This window comes from Massilia litorea (assembly GCF_015101885.1).
Taxonomy (GTDB): Bacteria; Pseudomonadota; Gammaproteobacteria; order Burkholderiales; family Burkholderiaceae_D; genus Telluria; species Telluria litorea.
Genome location: NZ_CP062941.1, coordinates 4,308,654 through 4,327,752 on the forward strand (window position 1 = coordinate 4,308,654; position 19,099 = coordinate 4,327,752).

Genomic DNA, 19,099 nt, shown 5'->3' on the forward strand with positions numbered 1-19,099 from the left:
CCCTCGGTGCCGAACTGCCGCTCATGTTGGTCACCCCCGCCCTCTTCGCCGCCAACCTCGTCGTCGCCCGCTGGGCCGAGAGCGCGGCGCTGCCGCCCTTGTTCCTGGCCTTCGGGCGCTGGGCGCTGGCCTTTGCGATCCTCCTGCCGAGCGTCGGCCCGCGCCTGTGGGCGTTGCGCGCCACGATCATGGCGAACTTCCCGCGCCTGATGCTGCTGGCCGGCCTCGGCATGGGAATGGCCGTCGGCCCCCAGTACATCGGGGCGCGCCACACCAGTGCCGCCAACATCGCCATCATCTTCGCGGCATGTCCGGCGCTCGTCATGCTGCTCGAAACCCTGGTCTGGAAGGCGCCGCTCGCGCGCAGGCAGGCCGGCGGCATGCTGCTCGCCGTGTCCGGCGTGCTGGTCGTGCTCTCGAAAGGCGACATTGCCGCGCTGGGCGGCCTGGCCTTCGGCACCGGAGATTTGTGGGTCGTGCTGGCCGCCTGCGGCTGGGCGCTCTACACGGTGCTCGGCAAGCGCCTGCCCTTGCCGGCGCTGCCGAGCACCGTCAAGCTGGCGGCCCTGATCGGCGGCGGCGCGTTGGTACTGGCTCCGTTCGCGGTGCTGGAAGCCTCGCTCGGCGACGTCGCCAACTTCCACGATCCGCGCCTGTACATCGCGCTCGGCTTTTTGGCGGTGGTGCCGAGCCTGGGCGCCTATTTCTGCTTCGACCGCCTTGTTTCGATCGCCGGTCCGGCACGGGCCAGCTTGTCCGTGTACCTGATCCCGCTGTTCGCGACGCTGGCCGCCTGGCCGCTGCTGGGCGAAGCGCCGCGGCTCTACCACGCGGCGGGCTTCGCCATCATCCTCGGCGGCGTCGCCTTCGCGGCGGGACGGCGCCGCTGAAAGGCTGGCGTGCGCGGGGGCGCGGCCGTATCGGTTCGTCTATAATGAACGACCCATCGGCCCGACCTCATACCGCACGCCTGCATGCCTTTCGATCTCAAAAAGCACCTCCCCAAGCCCGGTAACCGTTTCGTCCTGCCTGCGCTGGCGGGTTCGTCTGATGCCTATGCGCTCGCCGTCGCCGGCCTCGAATGCAAGGTCAGCAAACAGATGCTCACCGTCGTCGTGGCGAATGCCAGCGACGGCCAGCGCCTGCTCGACGAAATCGCCTGGTTCGCCGACGGCAAATTGTCCTGCCACCTGCTGCCGGACTGGGAAACCCTGCCTTACGACGCCTTCTCGCCGCACCAGGACCTGGTCTCCGAGCGCCTGGCGACCCTGCACGAGATCCGCAACGGCCAGTGCGACGTGCTGGTGGTGCCGGCGACGACCGCCCTGGTGCGGCTGGCGCCGCCCTCGTTCCTGGCGGCCTACACCTTCTTCTTCCGCCAGGGCGAGAACCTGGACGAAGCGAAACTCAAGGCCCAGCTGACCCTGGCCGGCTACTCGCACGTGTCGCAGGTGATGTCGCCCGGAGAATACTCGGTGCGCGGCGGCCTGATCGACCTGTTCCCGATGGGCTCGGCTTTGCCCTACCGCCTGGACCTGTTCGGCGACGAGATCGAAACCATCCGCACCTTCGATGCCGACACCCAGCGCTCGCTGTACCCGGTGCGCGAAGTGCGCTTGCTGCCGGGGCGCGAATTCCCGATGGACGAGGCGGCGCGTACCGCTTTCCGCAGCCGCTGGCGCGAAAGATTCGAAGGTGACCCGTCGAGGGCTCCGGTGTACAAGGACATCGGCAGCGGCATCGCCTCGGCCGGCATCGAATACTATCTGCCGCTGTTCTTCGAAGAGACGGCGACCCTGTTCGACTACCTGCCGGAAGACGGCCCGCTGGCCCTGGTCGGCGACATCGACGGAGCCATTGCCCGCTTCTGGACGGACACCGAATCGCGCTACCGCTTCCTGAAGAGCGACCGCGAACGTCCGCTGCTGGAGCCGCGCGAGCTGTTCCTCTCCAGCGAGCAGTTCTTCACCTGCGCCAAGCCGCACGGGCGCTGGAACATTCCGCGCGACCCGAACGCGCCCGCATCGGAACTGTCGGCGCCGATTCCCGACATCGCCGTCAACCGCCGCCTGGACGACCCGCTGGCCCCCCTGCGCGCCTTTATCGCACGCACTGGTTGCCGCGTGATGATCTGCGCCGAGTCGAACGGCCGGCGCGAAACGCTGCAGCAGTATTTCAACGAGTACCACCTCGACATCGTGCCCGTGGAGGGCTTCGAGGGCATGCGTGCCAGCGATGCCAGGGTGGCGCTCGGCGTGGCGCCGCTGCAGGCGGGCTTCGAGCTGCTGGAGGAATCGAGCGGCTGCATCGCCTTCATCACCGAGACCGAACTGTATGCGGGCTCCGGCCGGCGCGCCGGCAAGAAGAAGCAGGAAGCGACGAGCCAGGTCGAATCGATGGTGCGCGACCTGTCCGAGCTCAAAATCGGCGACCCGGTCGTGCACATCAACCACGGCATCGGCCGCTACATGGGCCTGATCTCGATGGACCTGGGCGAAGGCGAGACCGAGTTCCTGCACCTGGAATACGCGAAGGACACCAAGCTGTATGTGCCGGTGTCGCAGCTGCATGTGATCTCGCGCTATTCGGGCACCTCGCCGGAAGACGCGCCGCTGCACTCGCTCGGCTCGGGCCAGTGGGACAAGGCCAAGAGAAAAGCGGCCGAGCAGGTGCGCGACACCGCGGCCGAACTATTGAACCTGTATGCGCGCCGCGCTGCCCGTACCGGCCACTCGTTCGAGTATTCGGCGACCGACTACGAGAACTTCGCCCAGAGCTTCGGCTTCGACGAAACGCCGGACCAGGCCGAAGCCATTTCCAACGTCATCAAGGACATGACCTCGGGCCGGCCGATGGACCGCCTGGTCTGCGGCGACGTCGGCTTCGGCAAGACCGAAGTCGCGCTGCGCGCCGCTTTTATTGCCGTCATGGGCGGCAAGCAGGTGGCGATCCTGGCGCCGACCACGCTGCTGGCCGAACAGCATGCGCAAACCTTCGCCGACCGCTTCGCCGACTGGCCGGTAAAAATCGCCGAGCTGTCGCGTTTCCGCACGGGCAAGGAGATCAACAACGCGATCAAGGGCATGGCCGACGGCACGCTCGACATCGTGATCGGCACCCATAAACTGCTATCGCCGGACGTGAAGTTTACGCGCCTGGGCCTGGTCATCATCGACGAGGAACACCGCTTCGGCGTGCGCCAGAAGGAAGCGCTGAAGGCCCTGCGCGCGGAAGTCGACGTGCTGACGCTGACCGCGACGCCGATCCCGCGCACGCTGGGCATGGCTCTGGAGGGCCTGCGCGACTTTTCCATCATCGCCACCGCGCCGCAGAAGCGCCTGGCGATCAAGACTTTCGTGCGCAGCGAAGACGGCTCCATCATCCGCGAAGCCTGTTTGCGCGAACTGAAACGCGGGGCCAGATCTACTTCCTGCACAACGAAGTCGAGACGATCGAAAACCGTTATTCGATGCTGCGCGAGCTGCTGCCGGAAGCGCGCATCGGCGTGGCCCACGGCCAGATGCACGAGCGCGACCTGGAAAAGGTGATGCGCGACTTCGTGGCCCAGCGTTTCAATATTTTGCTGTGCACGACCATCATCGAGACCGGCATCGACGTGCCGACGGCGAACACGATCATCATGCACCGCGCCGACAAATTCGGCCTGGCCCAGCTGCACCAGCTGCGCGGCCGTGTCGGCCGTTCGCACCACCAGGCCTATGCCTATTTGCTGGTGAATGACGTGCAGAACCTGACCAAGCAGGCGCAGCGCCGGCTGGACGCGATCCAGGCGATGGAAGAACTGGGCAGCGGCTTCTATCTCGCGATGCACGACCTCGAGATCCGCGGCGCCGGCGAAGTGCTGGGCGAGAACCAGTCGGGCGAGATGCTCGAGATCGGGTTCCAGCTCTATTCCGACATGCTGAACGAGGCCGTGCGTGCCCTGAAAGCCGGCAAGGAGCCGGACCTGGCCGCGCCGCTGTCGACCACCACCGAAATCAACCTGCACGTGCCGGCCCTGCTGCCGGCCGACTTCTGCGGCGACGTGCACGAGCGCCTGTCGATCTACAAACGCCTAGCCAATTGCGAAAGCCAGGGCAAGATCGACGACATGCAGGAAGAACTGATCGACCGCTTCGGCAAGCTGCCGGAACAGGTCAAGGCCCTGATCGAGACCCACCGCCTGCGCGTCGCAGCGAAAACGGTCGGCATCGTCAAGATCGACGCCCACAGCGAGGCGGCAAGTCTTCAATTCATGGAAAAGCCGCCGATCGATCCGATCAAGATCATCACGCTGATCCAGAAGAACCGCCACATCAAACTGGCCGGCCAGGACAAGCTGCGCATCACCGCCGCCATGCCGGACCTGGCTGCGCGGGTGCTGCAGGTGAAGCAAACGATCAAACAACTACTGGCATGACGTATATGAATCTCGTGTTACAGGGGCCGCAGGCCACGCAGGACGGATTGAACTCCATCGCCGCGCTGGCGCGTCCGGCGCGTGCAAGCGCATTGTCGGCGCACGCGCTGCGTTGCGAAGATGTCGCCTCTTCGCCCGAGGTGGTGGAGGCGGTGCATGCGGCGGCCCTGGCTGCGCAGGTCGATGCGACCTTCATCGAGGCGGGCCGTTCGCTGTCCGACTTCGCGCTGGTGGCGATGGACATGGACTCGACCCTGATCACGATCGAGTGCATCGACGAGATCGCGGACATGCAGGGCCTGAAAGCCCAGGTCTCGGAAATTACGGAAGCGGCGATGCGCGGCGAGCTCGATTTCGCGGCCAGCCTGACGCGGCGCGTGGCGCTGCTCGAAGGGCTGGAAGCGACGGCCCTGGAGCGCGTCTACGGGGAACGCCTGCGGCTGTCGATGGGCGCCGAAAGCATGCTGGCCGCGGTGCAGGCAGCCGGCCTCAAAACCTTGCTGGTGTCGGGGGCTTCACCTTCTTCACGGACCGCCTGAAGCCGCGCCTGGGACTGGACTACACGCATGCGAACGTGCTCGAGATCGAGAACGGCCGGCTCACGGGGCGCGTCGTTGGCGGCATCGTCGATGCCGAGGAAAAGATGCGGACCGTGCAGCGCGTGTGCGCCGAGCTGGGCGTGCCCACCTCGCGCGCGATCGTGATGGGCGATGGCGCCAACGACCTCAAGATGATGGGCGTCAGCGGGCTGTCGGTGGCGTTTCGCGCGAAACCGGTGGTACGGGCGCAGGCGGACGTGGCGCTCAATTTCAGCGGGCTCGACGGGGTGCTGGCGGTGCTGGGCTAGCAAGCGTCCGCGTGGGCGGGGGACCCGCCCACCCCAGGTCTCTCCGGGCCTATTCTCATCCATTTCTGCGCCAGCGCAAATCCCCTGCCGTGCGTCCCTTGAGTCTCCCGCCTCTCCCCCTTTAGATTGGTCACTGTGCCGGCACCCGTACGGCGCATGTATCAGTCCAACCCCAGGTGTAACAAGCTGTAATTCCGCGCCAAAATGGACACGAAAAAACTATCATGGCGACATCAGGAGGACCGCCATGAAAAAACTTATTGTTGTATTTGCCTCAGTTGCCACCGTGGCCGCCCTGGCCGGCTGCGCCGTGCCGGGTCCGGGCCCGGCCAACTACGGCACCCGTGCCTATGCCCAGTCCAACGATCCGGACGGCTGGCAAACCGTGTCAGTGACGCCGGTGCCGATGGGTACCGGTGCCCGTGCGGGCGACGCCGGTGTGGTGACCAGCTCGAATGTCGTCGTCAACCCGGCCCCGGTCTACGCGGGTCAGCCGGTTTACGTGGCGCCGCCGGTCTACGTCGCCCCGCCGGTCTACGTGCAGGATCCGTTCTGGTACCCGCCGGTTTCGATCGGACTGGGCTTCAGCTTCGGGCGCAGTTGGGGCGGCCACCGTCATCACGGTGGATATCGCCACCGATAATCGGCAGCGCCGGCCGCGCGATCCATCGCGCTGCCGCAAAAATGCACCAGAACAGGGAGGCCGCACGGCATGTGCGGCCTCTTTTATTTTGTGCGTCCATACGCTCTTTTCCTTACCGTTTTCTTACGCTGATTTATCTGTGTTGCATGGTGCGATGCATCATAGCAATCGATTGCTGTTGGCCAATTGCTAACCTACAATGGGTCGGTCGATGGCATCGCACATGGGTATTTTCCCCCGCGGTACAACGTACGGCATGACCAAAAACACACTACGGAGACGGCAATGAATTTCAAGCTGAAAGCATTGGTTGCAGGGGTAGCACTGGGTTTTTCGATGTCTGGCATGGCCGCGGAGCCGATCAAGATCGGCGTGTCCGGTCCCTTCACGGGCGGCTCGGCGCCGATGGGCGTCTCGATGCGTGACGGCGTCAAGCTGGCCGTCAACGAGATCAATGCCGCCGGCGGCGTCCTCGGCCGCAAGCTCGAAGTGGTCGAGCGCGACGACGAGGCGAAGAACGAACGCGGCGTGCAGATCGCCCAAGAGCTGATCAACAAGGAGCACGTCGTCGCCACCGTCGGCTACATCAACACCGGCGTGGCCCTGGCCTCGCAGCGCTTCTACCAGCAGGCGCAGATCCCGGTGATGAACAACGTCGCCACCGGCTCCGTCGTTACCCAGCAGTTCGCCACCCAGCCGATGAATTTCGTCTTCCGTAATTCGGCCAGCGACGCCATCCAGTCGCAGATGATCGTCGACGAGGCCATCGGTCGCCGCGGCTTCAAGAAGGTCGCCATCCTGGCCGATTCGACCAACTACGGCCAGCTCGGCCGCGCCGACCTCGAGAAAGCGCTGGAGAAGAAAGGCATCAAGCCGGTCGCCGTCGAAAAATACAACCTGCAGGACGTCGACATGACCTCGCAGCTGCTGAAGGCCAAGCAGGCCGGCGCCGAAGCCGTGCTGACCTACGGCATCGGCCCGGAACTGGCGCAGATCGCCAACGGCATGGAAAAGCTGGGCTGGAAAGTGCCGATGATCGGCAGCTGGACGCTCTCGATGGCCAACTTCGTCGACAACGCCGGCAAGAACGGCGAAGGCACGCGCATGCCGCAAACCTTCATCCAGGATCCGAGCACGCCGAAGCGCAAGGCCTTCATCGACGCCTACGTCAAAGCCTACAACCCGCCGGGCGGCCGCATGCCGTCGGCCGTGTCGGCAGCCCAGGGCTACGACTCGATCTACCTGCTGGCCGCGGCCATCAAGCAGGCCAATTCGACCGAAGGACCGAAGATCGTCGCGGCGCTCGAGAACCTGAACACCAAGGTCGATGGCGTCGTCACCACCTACGACAAGCCGTACAGCAAGACCGACCACGAAGCCATCAACTTCAACAACACCGTGTTTGGCGAAGTGCGCGGCGGCCGCGTGGTGCAGGCCAAGTAAGGCAGCTGCAGTAACTGCCGATCGTGGCCAGCCAGGACAGTCCTGACTGGCCATTTTCTTGTTGACCGGAGGCGCGGGGGTGCAATTCCCGGGCGCCTTCTTCGGGTGAGAATCATGGATATCCTTTTGCAGCTGGTCTTCAGCGGAATCGCGCTCGGCATGATCTATGCCGTCGTCGCATTCGGCTATCAACTTACGTTCGCCACTTCCGGCACCCTCAATTTCGGCCAGGGCGAGGCGCTGATGCTCGGCGCCCTGGTCGGCCTGTCCCTGGTCGGCGGCATCCACGGCGGCCCCTACATGAGCTACTGGCTGATGATCCCGCTGGTCATCGCCTTCGGCGCTCTGCAGGGCATGTTCGTCGAATGGATCGGCGTGCGGCCGGCAATCCGCATCAAGTCCGAATTCGGCTGGATCATGTCGACCATCGCGCTCGCCATCATTTTTAAAAACGTCGCCGAGAACATCTGGGGCAAGGACGTGCTGCCCTTCCCGTCGCCGCTCTCTTCCACCCCATTCCAGTTCATGGGCGCGAACGTGCAGCCGATGCAGGTGGCCGTGATCATCGGCGCCCTGGCGATCATGCTCGCGGTCGAGCTCTTCAACCGCAAATCGATCTACGGCAAGGCCGTCGTCGCCACCTCGAACGACCGCGACGCGGCCGGCCTGATGGGCATTAACACGGGCCGCGTGATCACCTTCTCGTATGCGCTGTCCTCGGCCACGGCCGCCTTTGCGGGCGCCCTGATCGCACCCCTGACGCTGACCAGCGCCACCATGGGCGCCTCGCTCGGCCTGAAGGCCTTTGCGGTGGCGATCATCGGCGGCCTGACCTCGGGCATGGGCGCGATTGTCGGCGGCCTGATCCTCGGCATCGCGGAAACCGCGACCGGCTATTACATTTCGACCGGCTACAAGGAAGTGCCGGGACTGATCCTGCTGCTGCTGGTGCTGGCGGTGAAACCGTCCGGCCTGTTCGGCAAGGCCGCGATCAAGAAGGTCTGACATGACTAAATCGAAACCCCTCCTCATCGCCAGCGTGCTCGGATTGATCGTGCTGGCCGTGTTCCCGCACGTGTTCACCAATCCGTATTACATCCACCTAGCCGAAACCATCCTGATCTACGCGATCCTGCTGTTCGGCCTGGACATCGTGGTCGGCTACACCGGCCAGGTCTCGCTCGGACACGCCGGCCTGTTCGGCGTCGGGTCCTATGTCACGGGCGTACTGGTGATGAAGCTGGGCGCGCCCTGGTTCCTGGCGATCCCCGCCAGTATCGGCATCTCGGCCCTGTTCGGCGCGGTGCTCGCATTGCCGGCGCTGCGCGTCACCGGCCCGTACCTGGCGATGGTCACGCTGGCCTTCGGCACCATCGTCCAGATCATGATCAACGAGATGACCTTCCTCACCGAAGGCCCGCTCGGCATCATGGTCCCGAAGCCGAAAGTGCTCGGCGCGGACCTGAGCGAGACCCAGTATTTCTACATGGTCGCCGTGTTCATGGTGCTGTCGCTGGTGGTCGTGCACCGCCTGCTGAAATCGAACATCGGGCGCGCCTTTGAGGCGCTGCGCGACAGCCCGATCGCCTCGGACTGCATGGGCGTCTCGGTGTACCGCTACAAGGTCTACGCTTTCGTGATCAGCGCCGGTTTCGCCGGCCTGGCCGGCAGCCTGTACGCGTATTCGGAGCAGTACATCTCGCCGAATACCTATAACTTCGAGCTGACGATCCTGTTCCTGCTGGCCGTGATCATGGGTGGACGCAAGACCCGGGTCGGCGCCATCCTCGGCGCCATCATCGTCGTCATGCTGCCCAGCCTCTTGTCCGACATCGCCCTGTTCCGCCAGATCGCGGTGGCGGCCGCCGTGCTGGGCCTGATCGGCTCCGCAGTGGCGCTGGCAAAGAAACGGGCCACCCCGCGCAAGGTGCTCGTTCCTCTGGTCGCCACGATCGGCCTGGCCTTCTGGTCGTACCGGATCCAGAACATGACCGACTGGCGCCTGACCATCTTCGGCCTGATGACGCTGTTCGTGGTCTACTACCTGCAGGACGGTATCGTCGGCTTCTTCCGCCAGCTGCTCGGACGCCGCGTTGCGCATACGAAGTCGGTCGGGCTCGACGCGACGGCCGATGCCTTCGAGGGCGTGGCGAAAGTCGAGGCGGGCGGCGACCTGCTGCGCGCCGAAAAAATCCTGATGCAGTTCGGCGGCCTGAAAGCCCTGAACCAGGTCGACCTGAACGTCGCGCGCGGCACGGTGCACGGCCTGATCGGCCCGAACGGTTCCGGCAAGAGCACGATGATGAACGTCCTGACCGGCATCTACAAGCCGACCGCGGGCGGCGTCGTGTTTGCCGGCCAGCCGATCACGGGCCGCACGCCGTCGCAGATCGCGCTCGGCGGCGTGGCGCGCACCTTCCAGAACGTGCAGCTGTTCGGCGAGATGACGGCCACCGAGAACGTGCTGGTCGGCCTGCATCACACCTTCCGTTCGACCGTGTTCGACGCGATGGTGACCACGCCGCGCATGCGCCGCGAGGAAGCGGCGGCAAGGAAGCGCGCCGCGGCGATCCTCGACTTCGTCGGTCTCTCGGACCTGGCCGACGAGGAGGCGCGCAACCTCCCCTACGGCAAGCAGCGCCTGCTGGAGATCGGCCGCGCGCTGGGCCTGAACCCGCACCTGCTGCTGCTGGACGAACCGGCGGCGGGCCTGACGGCGCCGGACATCCGCGAGCTGATGGCGATCATCCGCAAGATCCGCGACCACGGCATCACCATCATCCTGATCGAGCACCACATGGACGTCGTGATGTCGATCTCGGACACGGTCACCGTGCTCGACTTCGGCCAGAAGATCGCCGAGGGGATCCCGGCACGCGTGCAGGCCGATCCGAAAGTCATCGAGGCCTATCTCGGCGGCGCCAGCGAAGCCACCCCACCGGCCGCGGCCGCGGTATAAGGAGACCGATCATGTTATCGATTCAAAACCTGGAAGCGGCCTACGGCAAGGTGCAGGTCCTGCACGGCATTTCGCTGGAAGTCCCGCAGGGCAAACTGGTCACGCTGATCGGTTCGAACGGCGCCGGCAAGACGACGACCATGCGCGCCATCTCGGGCATGATCAAGCCGAAGGCCGGCAGCATCACCCTCGGCGGGAAGGACATCACGGGCCTGGACTCGCACCGCATCGCACGCGCCGGCCTGGCCCATTCGCCGGAAGGCCGGCGCGTGTTCGCCACCATGAGCGTCACCGACAACCTGCTGCTGGGCGCCTTCCCGCGCTTCACGCGGGCCCGTCCGAAAGGCGACGTGCAGCGCGACCTGGAAAAGGCGATGGAGCTGTTCCCGCGCCTGAAGGAGCGGCGGAACCAGCTGGCGGGGACGCTGTCGGGGGGCGAGCAGCAGATGCTGGCGATGGCGCGCGCCGTCATGCTCAACCCGGACGTGGTGCTGCTCGACGAGCCGTCGATGGGCCTGGCGCCGATCCTGGTCGAGGAGGTGTTCCGCATCATCACGCGCCTGAAGAGCGAAGGCGTGACGATGCTGCTGGTCGAGCAGTTCGCCGCGGCCGCGCTGAACGTGGCCGATTACGGCTATGTGCTGGAGAACGGTCGCATCTCGGTGCACGGCCCGGCGGAGAGCCTGAAAAACGACCCGAAGGTGGTGGCGGCCTACCTCGGCGGCGGACAGGCGCACTGATGAGCCGCATCGATGCGTGATGCCGGGGCGCTCGAGGGCCGCGATTACGCCGCCGCCCTGTGCGTCGTGCTGGTCTGGGGCACCAACTTCGTGGCCATGAAGCTCGGCCTGCGCGAAGTCACGCCCTTCCAGCTCGGCGCCGGGCGCTACTTCTTCGCGCTGCTGCCGCTGCTGCTGTTCGTGCGTCCGCCCAAACTGGCGCCGCGCTGGGTGGTGCTGTACGGCCTGTTCCAGGGCGTTGGCCAGTTCGGCCTGCTGTTCCTGGCGCTGCGCGCCGGCATGTCGGCCTCGCTGGCGCCGGTGATGCTGCAGATGCAGGTGTTTTTTACCGCCCTGTTTGCGTGGGTCGTATTGAAAGAGCCCGTCAGCGGGCGCCTGCAGGCGGCGATGGGCATCGCCGCAGTCGGTCTTGGCTGCCTGTGCGTCGACGCGTTCGGGCGCGGCTCGGCGGTCACCTTGACCGGTTTCATCCTGAGCATCCTCTCGGCCGCGATGTGGGCAGCCTCGAACATCGTCGTGCGTATCGCCCAGCGCAGCACACCGCAATTCGACGTGCTGCCCTTCATGGTCTGGAGCTCGATGGTGCCGATCCTGCCCTTCGTCCTGCTCTCGCTCGCCTTCGACCCGCCGTCGACCAGCTGGAACTGGCGCGCCGTGTCGGGCACCGCCTGGGCCTCGATGGCCTACCTCGGCTGGTTCGCCACCATCCTCGGCTATGCGATGTGGACGGGCCTGCTGAAGCGCCACCCGGCCAACCGGGTCGCGCCCTTCTCGCTGGCGGTGCCGCCGGTCGGCATCGCGGCCGGCATGCTCGGCCTCGGCGAAGCGGTCACGCCCTGGCAATGGGCCGGCATCGTGCTGGTCGTGGCCTCGCTGGCGCTGGTCATGTTCAGGCCGCGGGTCCGCGCCGCCGCCCCGCAATGAATGCACCCTTATAATGCGGTTTTGACAGCAGGCTCCCGATGACGACTTCCAAATTTTCGCGTTACACGGCCTCCCGCATTTTCTGGTTCCTGTTCGGATGCGGCCTGGGCAGCATGGGGCTCTGGAGCGGGATGCGGCAGAACCTGATCGGCGAGACTTTCATCGGCGTCGGCCTGCTCCTGCTCGGCATCCAGGGCCTGCTGCGCCCGGTCGTATTGAGCCGGGCCGGCAAGATGAGCAAGGAAGAAATGACGCGTGAAGTGTCGATCGGTTCCGACGTCCTGCACGGCGCCCTGTCGCTGGCGATGGCGGCCTCGCTGCTGGTCGGCTTCGTGCTGAAATACGTGGTCAAGATCTGAGACGGCACAGCGGCCGGCAAATTATGCATCCTTGCCGGTAAGGTAAAGTTTCCCCGCTCGACCTACTATTTCCAGTAGCCAATTTTTCTCGACATTCCGTCGTATTTCCCCCACGACATATGCGCTCGTCAGTAAAAAACTGATGAGTTTGCCGACCAGCCGTAGATAAGCCTGCCACGATGCCGTACTCTGTAGGACATCTCCTACCCGAGGCTGCGCATGGACCGTTCGTATCCGTTTTCCCGTCGTATCGAGCAGCGTGTGCACTTCCGGCGTCGCGCGCTGGCGGCCACGTCCGCGGGAATAGCTGCCTGCGCGGTAGCGTACGGGATGCTGCCGGCGCAGGCGCCCTACGCGCCCTTGACGCTGGAGTCCGGTATGGCGGCCCTCCAGCCAATGACGGTCCCGGTCTCCGATCCCCTGCCGATGGCGCGCCGCGTCTACCGCTACTCGGTCGTGCCGGGCGGCGCGGCTGACCGGGCCGAGCTGGAACGCATCCTGCGCACCGACAAGGTGGTCGCAGCCCACTACGCCGGCTTCGAGGTGGCCCGCGCCCGTGCCGTGACGGTGTCCGCGCCACGGGCGGTGTACGTCTCCTATCGCAAGGGCGACCGGATTTACTGGACCAGCAGGAAGGTCATGCTGCAAGTGGGCGAAACCCTGCTTACCGATGGCCGCAACGAGATGCGCGCGCGTTGCGCGAACCGTATCTCGGATGTGCCGCGTTTTCCGGTCGAGCCGCACGCGCCCAACCCCGACGAGCTCGATGAGCCGGTGGACGCCACCGAGGGCGAGCTCACCCTTGTCAACGCACCCGAGCCGGATGTGGATCCGCCGGAGCTGACGGGCCAGCCCTTCAAACTGGTGTGGCCAGCCAACTCGCCCCCGACCGGCGATCCAAGGCCTGGCCGCAGGCCCTTCGGCAACGAGCCTGCGCCAGGTCTGCCATCGCCGCAGACGGGCTGGCTCGGCAGCGCGAGCATTCCGCCGCTGGCGCGTGCCACGCCAGGAGATCGGCTGCTCGCTTCGAACACGCCGCCGCCCCTGTCGCGCGCCATCACGGTGCTCCCCGAGCCGGGTGATTCCGCGCCCGGGATGCCGCCGCCCGTTACCGACATCGACCCCTTCGTCCCGCGGCCCGACCCGAGCCAGCCGGCTACGCCGTCGAACCCGCCGCTCGATGAGCAGCAGCCGGCCGATGTGCCCGAACCGGCCAGCACATGGCTGTTTGCAGGGGCACTGCTGGCGATGCTGGTGCGGCGCAAGAGGCGCTAGTTCGACCCGGCTAGTCCGAACCGAACAGGTTGCCCGCGTCCAGGATGGCCCAGGCGATCTCGGGCTTTTCCTGCAGGCGCTTGCGGACTGCCGCCGGTACCGATTGCCGCACCTTCTTGCACAGCCCCGGCTTTTCCTCGAGCACGATGATGATGCCGCGCATCGTGCGCACCTCGTTCGGCCCCGGCGCGATGCGCAGCTCGGCACCGATGTTCCGGCGGATGAGTTCCTGCACGTGCTGCAGGTCGGCATAGCTGTCGATGCGCTCGATGCGCTCGATCAGTTTCATTTCCTGCTTGCGGTCGAGCGCCAGCGGCCGGATGTCGGCACCCGGCTCGGCCAGCAGGCGCTCGCGCTCGCAGACGCAGGCGCCGGGCGGGCACTCGGCACGGATCGGAAACGGCAGTGGGGGCAAGGAGGCGGTCACGGGCGCTTGTCTGAAAATTCGCTCTTGGTGGGAGACCCTGACGATTCTAGCGCGTTCGCTGCGTCGAGCATCGCCAGCATGCGCTTGTGGTGCGAGCCTTTCCAGAATACGCGACCACAAGCGTCGCAAGTGGTGAACTCGGTGTGCTGCTCGCGCACGGATTCCGGCAGGCGCTCCAGCACCTCCTCCCTGGCAACCGGCCGCAGCGGCAGGTTGCAGTGCAGGCACAGCGTGAACGGCCGGGCCAGGGCAGCCAGTCCAAGCCGCTCGAACAGTTCCCGCAATTGCGCCTCGGGCCGGATCGTGTGCAGGTAGCAGCCGTGTTCGACCTCGCGCCGTTTCAGGAGTTCGCGGTCGCGCGTGAGCACGGTGCGCGTCTCGCGTCCGGCAATCGCCGCGATTTCCTCGTCCTGATACCCGTTCTCGTAGAGCGTATCGAAACCGGCCATGCGCAAGAGGCGCGCCAGGCCGCCGAGGTGGGCGTCGGCGACGAAGCGGATGCCGGCCGCCGCACTATCCCGAAGCGGACAGACGAGGACATCGTCGCCGTCTTCCAGCAGCCGGTCGAAGCGGCTCGCCTCGCCATTCACGAGGATGCGCCCGACTTCGGTATGCGGCACGCCCAGCGCCTCGACCATGTGCTTGGTCGTCGCGGCCCGCGCGCAGGGCGTGGCAAAGGCGCGGTCCCTGCGCTCGCGCGGCAGGAAGTCGTTCAGTTCCCCGACAAAGCGGAAGCTCGCCTGGACCATGGAAGATTCACTGCGCCGTCAGCCGCCGCCGGTGGCGCGCAGCACGTCGAGCGCGTTCGGCACCGCCTCGCCGGCGGCCGTGTTGTCGAAGATGCACCATACCTGGCGCCCGGCGGCGCGATGCACCTCCAGGTCGCGCACCAGGGCGTCCAGGTAGTCCTGCGAATACGAGGAATAATAGATGCGCGGCGCCCCGTGCAGGCGCACGTAGATGTCGTTCGTCGTCGGCACGTGCGGCCCCGGCTGGCCGGCCGCCGGATCGGCGATCACGCGCGTCACCTGCCGTTCGCGCAGCACCTCGGTGGCGATGTCGCTGAACCAGCTCGGATGCCGCCCCTCACAGGCGACCATGCAGCCGAAGCTGTCCTGCAGTTTCTGGAAGAACGCGCGCGCGGTCTCGTCGTGGAAACCGAGCTTGGGCGGCGTCTGCACCAGCAGGCAGCCGAGCTTGTCCTTCAGTTCCTTCACTTCGCCCGCAAAGCGCGCCAGCAGCTCGTCGATGTCGCGCATGGCCGCATCGTGCGTGATGGCGCGCGGCACCTTGACCGCAAAGCGGAAATCCGGCGGCACGCTCTCGGCCCAGCGCGCATAGGTCTTGGGCTGGTGCGGCTTGTAGAAGGACGAGTTGATTTCCACCACCGGGAATACGGCGGCGTAGCGTTCGAGGTGGCTGCCGGCCGGCGGAAAGGCGGCGGCGGCTTCCTTCGGGATGTTCCAGCCGGCGCAACCGATGAGGGGCGCGGCATCGCTCTGATTCATCATCGAGGCTCTTGCAATAATGTTACGCCGATTGTACGCCGCCCTTGCTTGCCGGGGCGCATGGTTGAGCCAGGGCGGCGGTCAGGCACGGGACGCCGCCCGCCTCCGGTCCGTCTTACAATAGCGCCAACGCGTTCTTTTCAAGGAGTACCCCGTGTCAGATGCCATCCACATCGTCTGCCCTGCCTGCGACGCCGTCAACCGCCTGGCCCCGGCGCGGCTGGCCGACAATCCCGTCTGCGGCAAGTGCAGCGCGCCCCTGTTTGCCGGGCGCCCGCTCGACGTCACGTCCGAACGCTTCAATAAACACATCGGCCGCAACGATATCCCCGTGCTGGTCGATTTCTGGGCCGAATGGTGCGGCCCCTGCAAGATGATGGCCCCGGCCTATGCCCAGGCGGCAACGCGGCTCGAGCCGCGCGTGCGCCTGCTGAAAGTCGATACCGAGCGCGCCCAGGACCTGTCGGCGCAGTTCGGCATCCGCAGCATTCCTACCCTCGCCCTGTTCCGCGGCGGCCGCGAGGTGGCGCGCCAGCCAGGAGCCATGGACGCCGGCAATATCGTGGCCTGGGTCCAGTCGAAGCTGTAGGCTTGCAACGTTAACGAAAATGCCACGAATGGCTGCTACAATGGCCCACAAGCGGGGTCGTCCCGCCGGTAGCACACAAGGGAGCCATTCATGTCGCAACAACTCGTTATGGACAGCGGTACCGAGGACGCCAAGCAGATGGCGCGCATCCTCTACCTGGTCCACGCCTGCACCTTCTTCTTTTCGCTGGGCATGCTGTCCTTCCTGCCGCTGATCGTCAACTATATCAAGCGCCCGGACACGAACGGCACCATCGTCTACAGCCACCACAGCTGGATGATCCGCTCGTTCTGGTTCTACGTGATCTGGATGGGCGTCGGCTTTGTCTTGTTTGCAACGATCATCGGCATCCCCGTCGCCTGGCTGGTCTGGGCCTTGGCGTGGTTGTGGAAGGCGTATCGTCTGATTCGTGGTTTTTTGGATCTGAACAGCAACAAACCGATGCCGGTCTGAGGCTTGTTCTGCGCTTTTCGGCAATTTCACGGCTAGAATACTTTCCTGATGGCACCACCACTATTCGGGATGAAATATGAAATCGGTTCAGCAGGAAGTCGACGAGCGCAGCAATCTGACGGGCACCAACAAATTCGAGCTCCTGCTCTTCCGCCTCGGCGGGGATGAGAACGGCGAGCGCAGCGAGCTGTTCGGCATCAACGTGTTCAAGATCCGCGAAATCGTGGCGATGCCGCAGATTACGGCCGTGGCCGGCTCGCCGGCCCACGTGCTTGGCGTTGTCAACCTGCGCGGCCAGATCATCCAGGTGCTGGACCTGCCGGCGATCGCCGGCGTCAAGCCCAAGACCGGCCTGAACATCATGCTGGTGACCGAGTTCGCGCGCACCACCCAGGCCTTCGCGGTCGAGAGCGTCGAAGAAATCGTGCGCCTGGACTGGAGCCAGGTGATGTCGGCCGAAAAGAGCGCCGGCAGCGGCATGGTCACCAGCATTGCACGCCTCGAAGGCGAGAACGGCGAGCCGGGCCGCCTGGCCCAGGTGCTCGACGTCGAGACCATCCTGCGCAACATGAATCCGGATTCGGGTCCCGAGATCAGCCAGCAGTCGGTCGGCGCGAAAATCCAGATCAAGCCGGGCTCCGTCGTCCTGGCGGCCGACGATTCGGTCGTCGCACGCGCCCTGATCGAACAGGGCCTGGACGCGATGGGCCTGCCCTTCATCATGACCAAGAGCGGCAAGGAGTGCTGGGACCAGCTGAACACGATCGCGAACGCGGCCGAAACCGAAGGCAAGAGCGTCTACGACCGCGTGGCCCTGGTGCTGACCGACCTCGAGATGCCGGAGATGGATGGTTTTACGCTGACCCGCAACATCAAGAAGAACGCGCGCCTGGCGAATTTGCCGGTGGTGATCCACTCCTCGCTGTCGGGTACGACCAACGAGGAACACGTCAAGAACATCGGCGCCGATGCCTATGTGGCGAAGTTCTCGGCCGAAGACCTGTCGACGACGCTGCGCCGCGTACTCAAGCAGTAAGCGAACGCTCGATCAGGACAAAGGACGCGTGGAGTTTTGCTCCACGCGCCCTTTTCGTTTTGCCGCGCCGCCCGGCGCTTGTCCTCAACGCTCGCGGGCCGCTTCGTGCCAGGCCTTCTGCATCGGCGACAGCAGGTATTCGATCACGGTGCGGGTGCCGAGCAGGATTTCGGCGTTCGCCTGCATGCCGGCGCTGAGCGGGAAGCGCGTGCCGTCGGCTTCGAGCGCCGAGGCGTCGAGCGCGACCAGCGCCTTGTAGGTCGAACGCGGCGTGGCGCCGGGCGCGGCGGCCGGCGCCCCCTCCTGCGCGGCGTCGACCGCATCGGCGCCGATGTGCTCCACCCGCCCCTGCACCATGCCGTACTTCTGGAACGGGAAGGCGGCAAACTTCATCCTGACGGTCTGCCCTTCCTTCACGAAACCGATGTCGTCGTTCGACAGCCAGACTTCGGCGCGCAGGCTTTCGTTACGCGGCACCAGGGTCAGCAGCACGGTGCCGGGCTGCACGACGGTGCCGATCGAATGGGTCGCCAGGTCCTTGACCACGCTGTCCTGGGTCGCCTTCAGTTCCATCAGTTCCTTGCGGTGGGTCTGCTTGGCCAGCTCCTGCGACAGCTGGTCGACGGCGCGCTGGGCCTCGCCGCGCTCGACGTGCAGCTGGCGCCGGTAGTCGGAGTCGATCTGGACCAGCTTCATCTCCGATTGCCGCACGCCGGCCCGTGCCGATTCGATCATGTGCGACTGGGTCGCGAGCTCCTGCTCCTTTTCGATGCGTTCGCGCCGCTTGTCGCTGACCAGCACGCCGTTCGCGAAACCGTCGCGGCCGAGCTTTTCGAAGGCTTTTTCCTGTTCGCGGTAATGCGGGAGGATGGCGCTGAACTTGTGCTCGACCTCGAGGGCGGCTGCCAGGTCCTGGCGCGCCTTGGCCAGGCGGCTGCGCTCCTCGGCCAGTGCCGCCTCGAAAGCGGCGCGGTCGGCCCGGTACTGCGCCTGCGCGGCGGCGGCGAGGTGGGCCGAATCGCCCGCCTGGCTGTGGAAAGGCGCATCGGCCAGCTCGGCATCGATACGGCGCAGCGCCAGGCGCTTGCCCTGCAGGTCGGACTGCACGGAGTTGGCGTCGGCGTCGGTCAGCAGCGTATCCATGCGCATCAACACCTGCCCGGCGCGCACGCTGTCGCCTTCGCGCACCAGGATCTCCTTGACGATGCCCGACTCGGCGGGCTGGACGATCTTCACATAGCTCTGCGGCACGAGCTTGCCCTCCGCGACCGCGACGATGTCGAGGCGGCCGACGATCGACCACACCGCCATCCCGGCCAACAGCAGCAGCAAGGCCCATAGCACCTTGCGGCCGAGCGGATTCGGCGCCTCGCCTTGCAGGCGCAGCAGCGGCGGCGAGAAATCGAGTGCGTTGGCGGGGTAACCGGACCACGCGCTGGTTTTTTTGCTGTTCACGGACGATGACTCATCTGGTTA

At 65.7% G+C, this 19,099-nt stretch carries 16 protein-coding genes and 2 pseudogenes; 14 read left to right on the top strand and 4 right to left on the bottom strand.

Going from position 1 to position 19,099, the window contains the following annotated elements; translation table 11 throughout:
* Window positions 1–23 precede the first annotated feature (23 nt).
* From LPB04_RS19390 to LPB04_RS19440, 11 genes and pseudogenes are all read left to right on the top strand, one after another.
* Complete coding sequence (locus LPB04_RS19390) at window positions 24–890, top strand: DMT family transporter (protein WP_227496489.1); 867 nt, start codon at window positions 24–26, stop codon at window positions 888–890.
* Window positions 891–974: 84 nt separating this feature from the next.
* Window positions 975–4,420 (top strand): annotated as a pseudogene (mfd, locus tag LPB04_RS19395) (transcription-repair coupling factor).
* A gap of 5 nt (window positions 4,421–4,425) precedes the next feature.
* Window positions 4,426–5,267 (top strand): annotated as a pseudogene (serB, locus tag LPB04_RS19400) (phosphoserine phosphatase SerB).
* A gap of 247 nt (window positions 5,268–5,514) precedes the next feature.
* Complete coding sequence (locus LPB04_RS19405; RefSeq protein ID WP_193686112.1) at window positions 5,515–5,910, top strand: hypothetical protein; 396 nt, start codon at window positions 5,515–5,517, stop codon at window positions 5,908–5,910.
* 285 nt (window positions 5,911–6,195) lie between these two features.
* Entirely contained in the window at window positions 6,196–7,353 is a 1,158-nt protein-coding gene (locus LPB04_RS19410) for an ABC transporter substrate-binding protein (RefSeq protein WP_193686113.1), read from the top strand.
* Window positions 7,354–7,467: 114 nt separating this feature from the next.
* Window positions 7,468–8,358 carry a branched-chain amino acid ABC transporter permease gene (locus LPB04_RS19415; protein WP_193686114.1) on the top strand — a complete coding sequence of 297 codons (891 nt, stop codon included), beginning with the start codon at window positions 7,468–7,470 and terminating at the stop codon, window positions 8,356–8,358.
* Window position 8,359: 1 nt separating this feature from the next.
* Complete coding sequence (locus tag LPB04_RS19420; RefSeq protein WP_193686115.1) at window positions 8,360–10,312, top strand: ABC transporter permease subunit; 1,953 nt, start codon at window positions 8,360–8,362, stop codon at window positions 10,310–10,312.
* An 11-nt stretch (window positions 10,313–10,323) separates the two neighbouring features.
* The gene (locus tag LPB04_RS19425; RefSeq protein WP_193686116.1) at window positions 10,324–11,052 is read left to right on the top strand and encodes an ABC transporter ATP-binding protein; all 729 of its coding nucleotides are present in this window, start codon (window positions 10,324–10,326) and stop codon (window positions 11,050–11,052) included.
* 12 nt (window positions 11,053–11,064) lie between these two features.
* Window positions 11,065–11,976: an EamA family transporter gene (locus LPB04_RS19430; protein ID WP_193686117.1), complete on the top strand. Its 912-nt coding sequence runs from the start codon at window positions 11,065–11,067 to the stop codon at window positions 11,974–11,976.
* Window positions 11,977–12,014: 38 nt separating this feature from the next.
* The gene (locus LPB04_RS19435; protein WP_193686118.1) at window positions 12,015–12,335 is read left to right on the top strand and encodes a hypothetical protein; all 321 of its coding nucleotides are present in this window, start codon (window positions 12,015–12,017) and stop codon (window positions 12,333–12,335) included.
* Window positions 12,336–12,554: 219 nt separating this feature from the next.
* Complete coding sequence (locus LPB04_RS19440) at window positions 12,555–13,610, top strand: PEP-CTERM sorting domain-containing protein (RefSeq protein WP_193686119.1); 1,056 nt, start codon at window positions 12,555–12,557, stop codon at window positions 13,608–13,610.
* A gap of 10 nt (window positions 13,611–13,620) precedes the next feature.
* On the opposite strand, the gene LPB04_RS19445 is transcribed toward LPB04_RS19440, so the two are convergent.
* From LPB04_RS19445 to LPB04_RS19455, 3 genes are read right to left on the bottom strand one after another with little or no spacing between them, the layout of a single operon-like run.
* Window positions 13,621–14,037, bottom strand: a complete 417-nt coding sequence (locus LPB04_RS19445) for a hypothetical protein (RefSeq protein WP_227496490.1) — start codon at window positions 14,035–14,037, stop codon at window positions 13,621–13,623.
* Window positions 14,034–14,786, bottom strand: a complete 753-nt coding sequence (locus LPB04_RS19450; protein WP_193686120.1) for a Mut7-C RNAse domain-containing protein — start codon at window positions 14,784–14,786, stop codon at window positions 14,034–14,036. Before LPB04_RS19450 ends, LPB04_RS19445 begins: the two co-directional genes overlap by 4 nt.
* An 18-nt stretch (window positions 14,787–14,804) precedes the next feature.
* Window positions 14,805–15,548, bottom strand: a complete 744-nt coding sequence (locus tag LPB04_RS19455; protein WP_193686121.1) for a DUF72 domain-containing protein — start codon at window positions 15,546–15,548, stop codon at window positions 14,805–14,807.
* Between the two features lie 151 nt (window positions 15,549–15,699).
* Between LPB04_RS19455 and trxC the strand changes: the two genes are divergently transcribed.
* From trxC to LPB04_RS19470, 3 genes are all read left to right on the top strand, one after another.
* Entirely contained in the window at window positions 15,700–16,134 is a 435-nt protein-coding gene (trxC, locus tag LPB04_RS19460; protein WP_193686122.1) for a thioredoxin TrxC, read from the top strand.
* Between the two features lie 90 nt (window positions 16,135–16,224).
* Window positions 16,225–16,587, top strand: coding sequence for a DUF4870 family protein (locus LPB04_RS19465; protein WP_193686123.1), 363 nt, complete (start codon window positions 16,225–16,227; stop codon window positions 16,585–16,587).
* A 76-nt stretch (window positions 16,588–16,663) separates the two neighbouring features.
* The gene (locus LPB04_RS19470; protein WP_193686124.1) at window positions 16,664–17,623 is read left to right on the top strand and encodes a chemotaxis protein; all 960 of its coding nucleotides are present in this window, start codon (window positions 16,664–16,666) and stop codon (window positions 17,621–17,623) included.
* 84 nt (window positions 17,624–17,707) lie between these two features.
* Here the strand turns inward: LPB04_RS19470 and LPB04_RS19475 are convergent, their stop codons facing one another.
* Window positions 17,708–19,078, bottom strand: coding sequence for an HlyD family type I secretion periplasmic adaptor subunit (locus LPB04_RS19475; protein WP_193686125.1), 1,371 nt, complete (start codon window positions 19,076–19,078; stop codon window positions 17,708–17,710).
* Window positions 19,079–19,099: the final 21 nt, after the last annotated feature.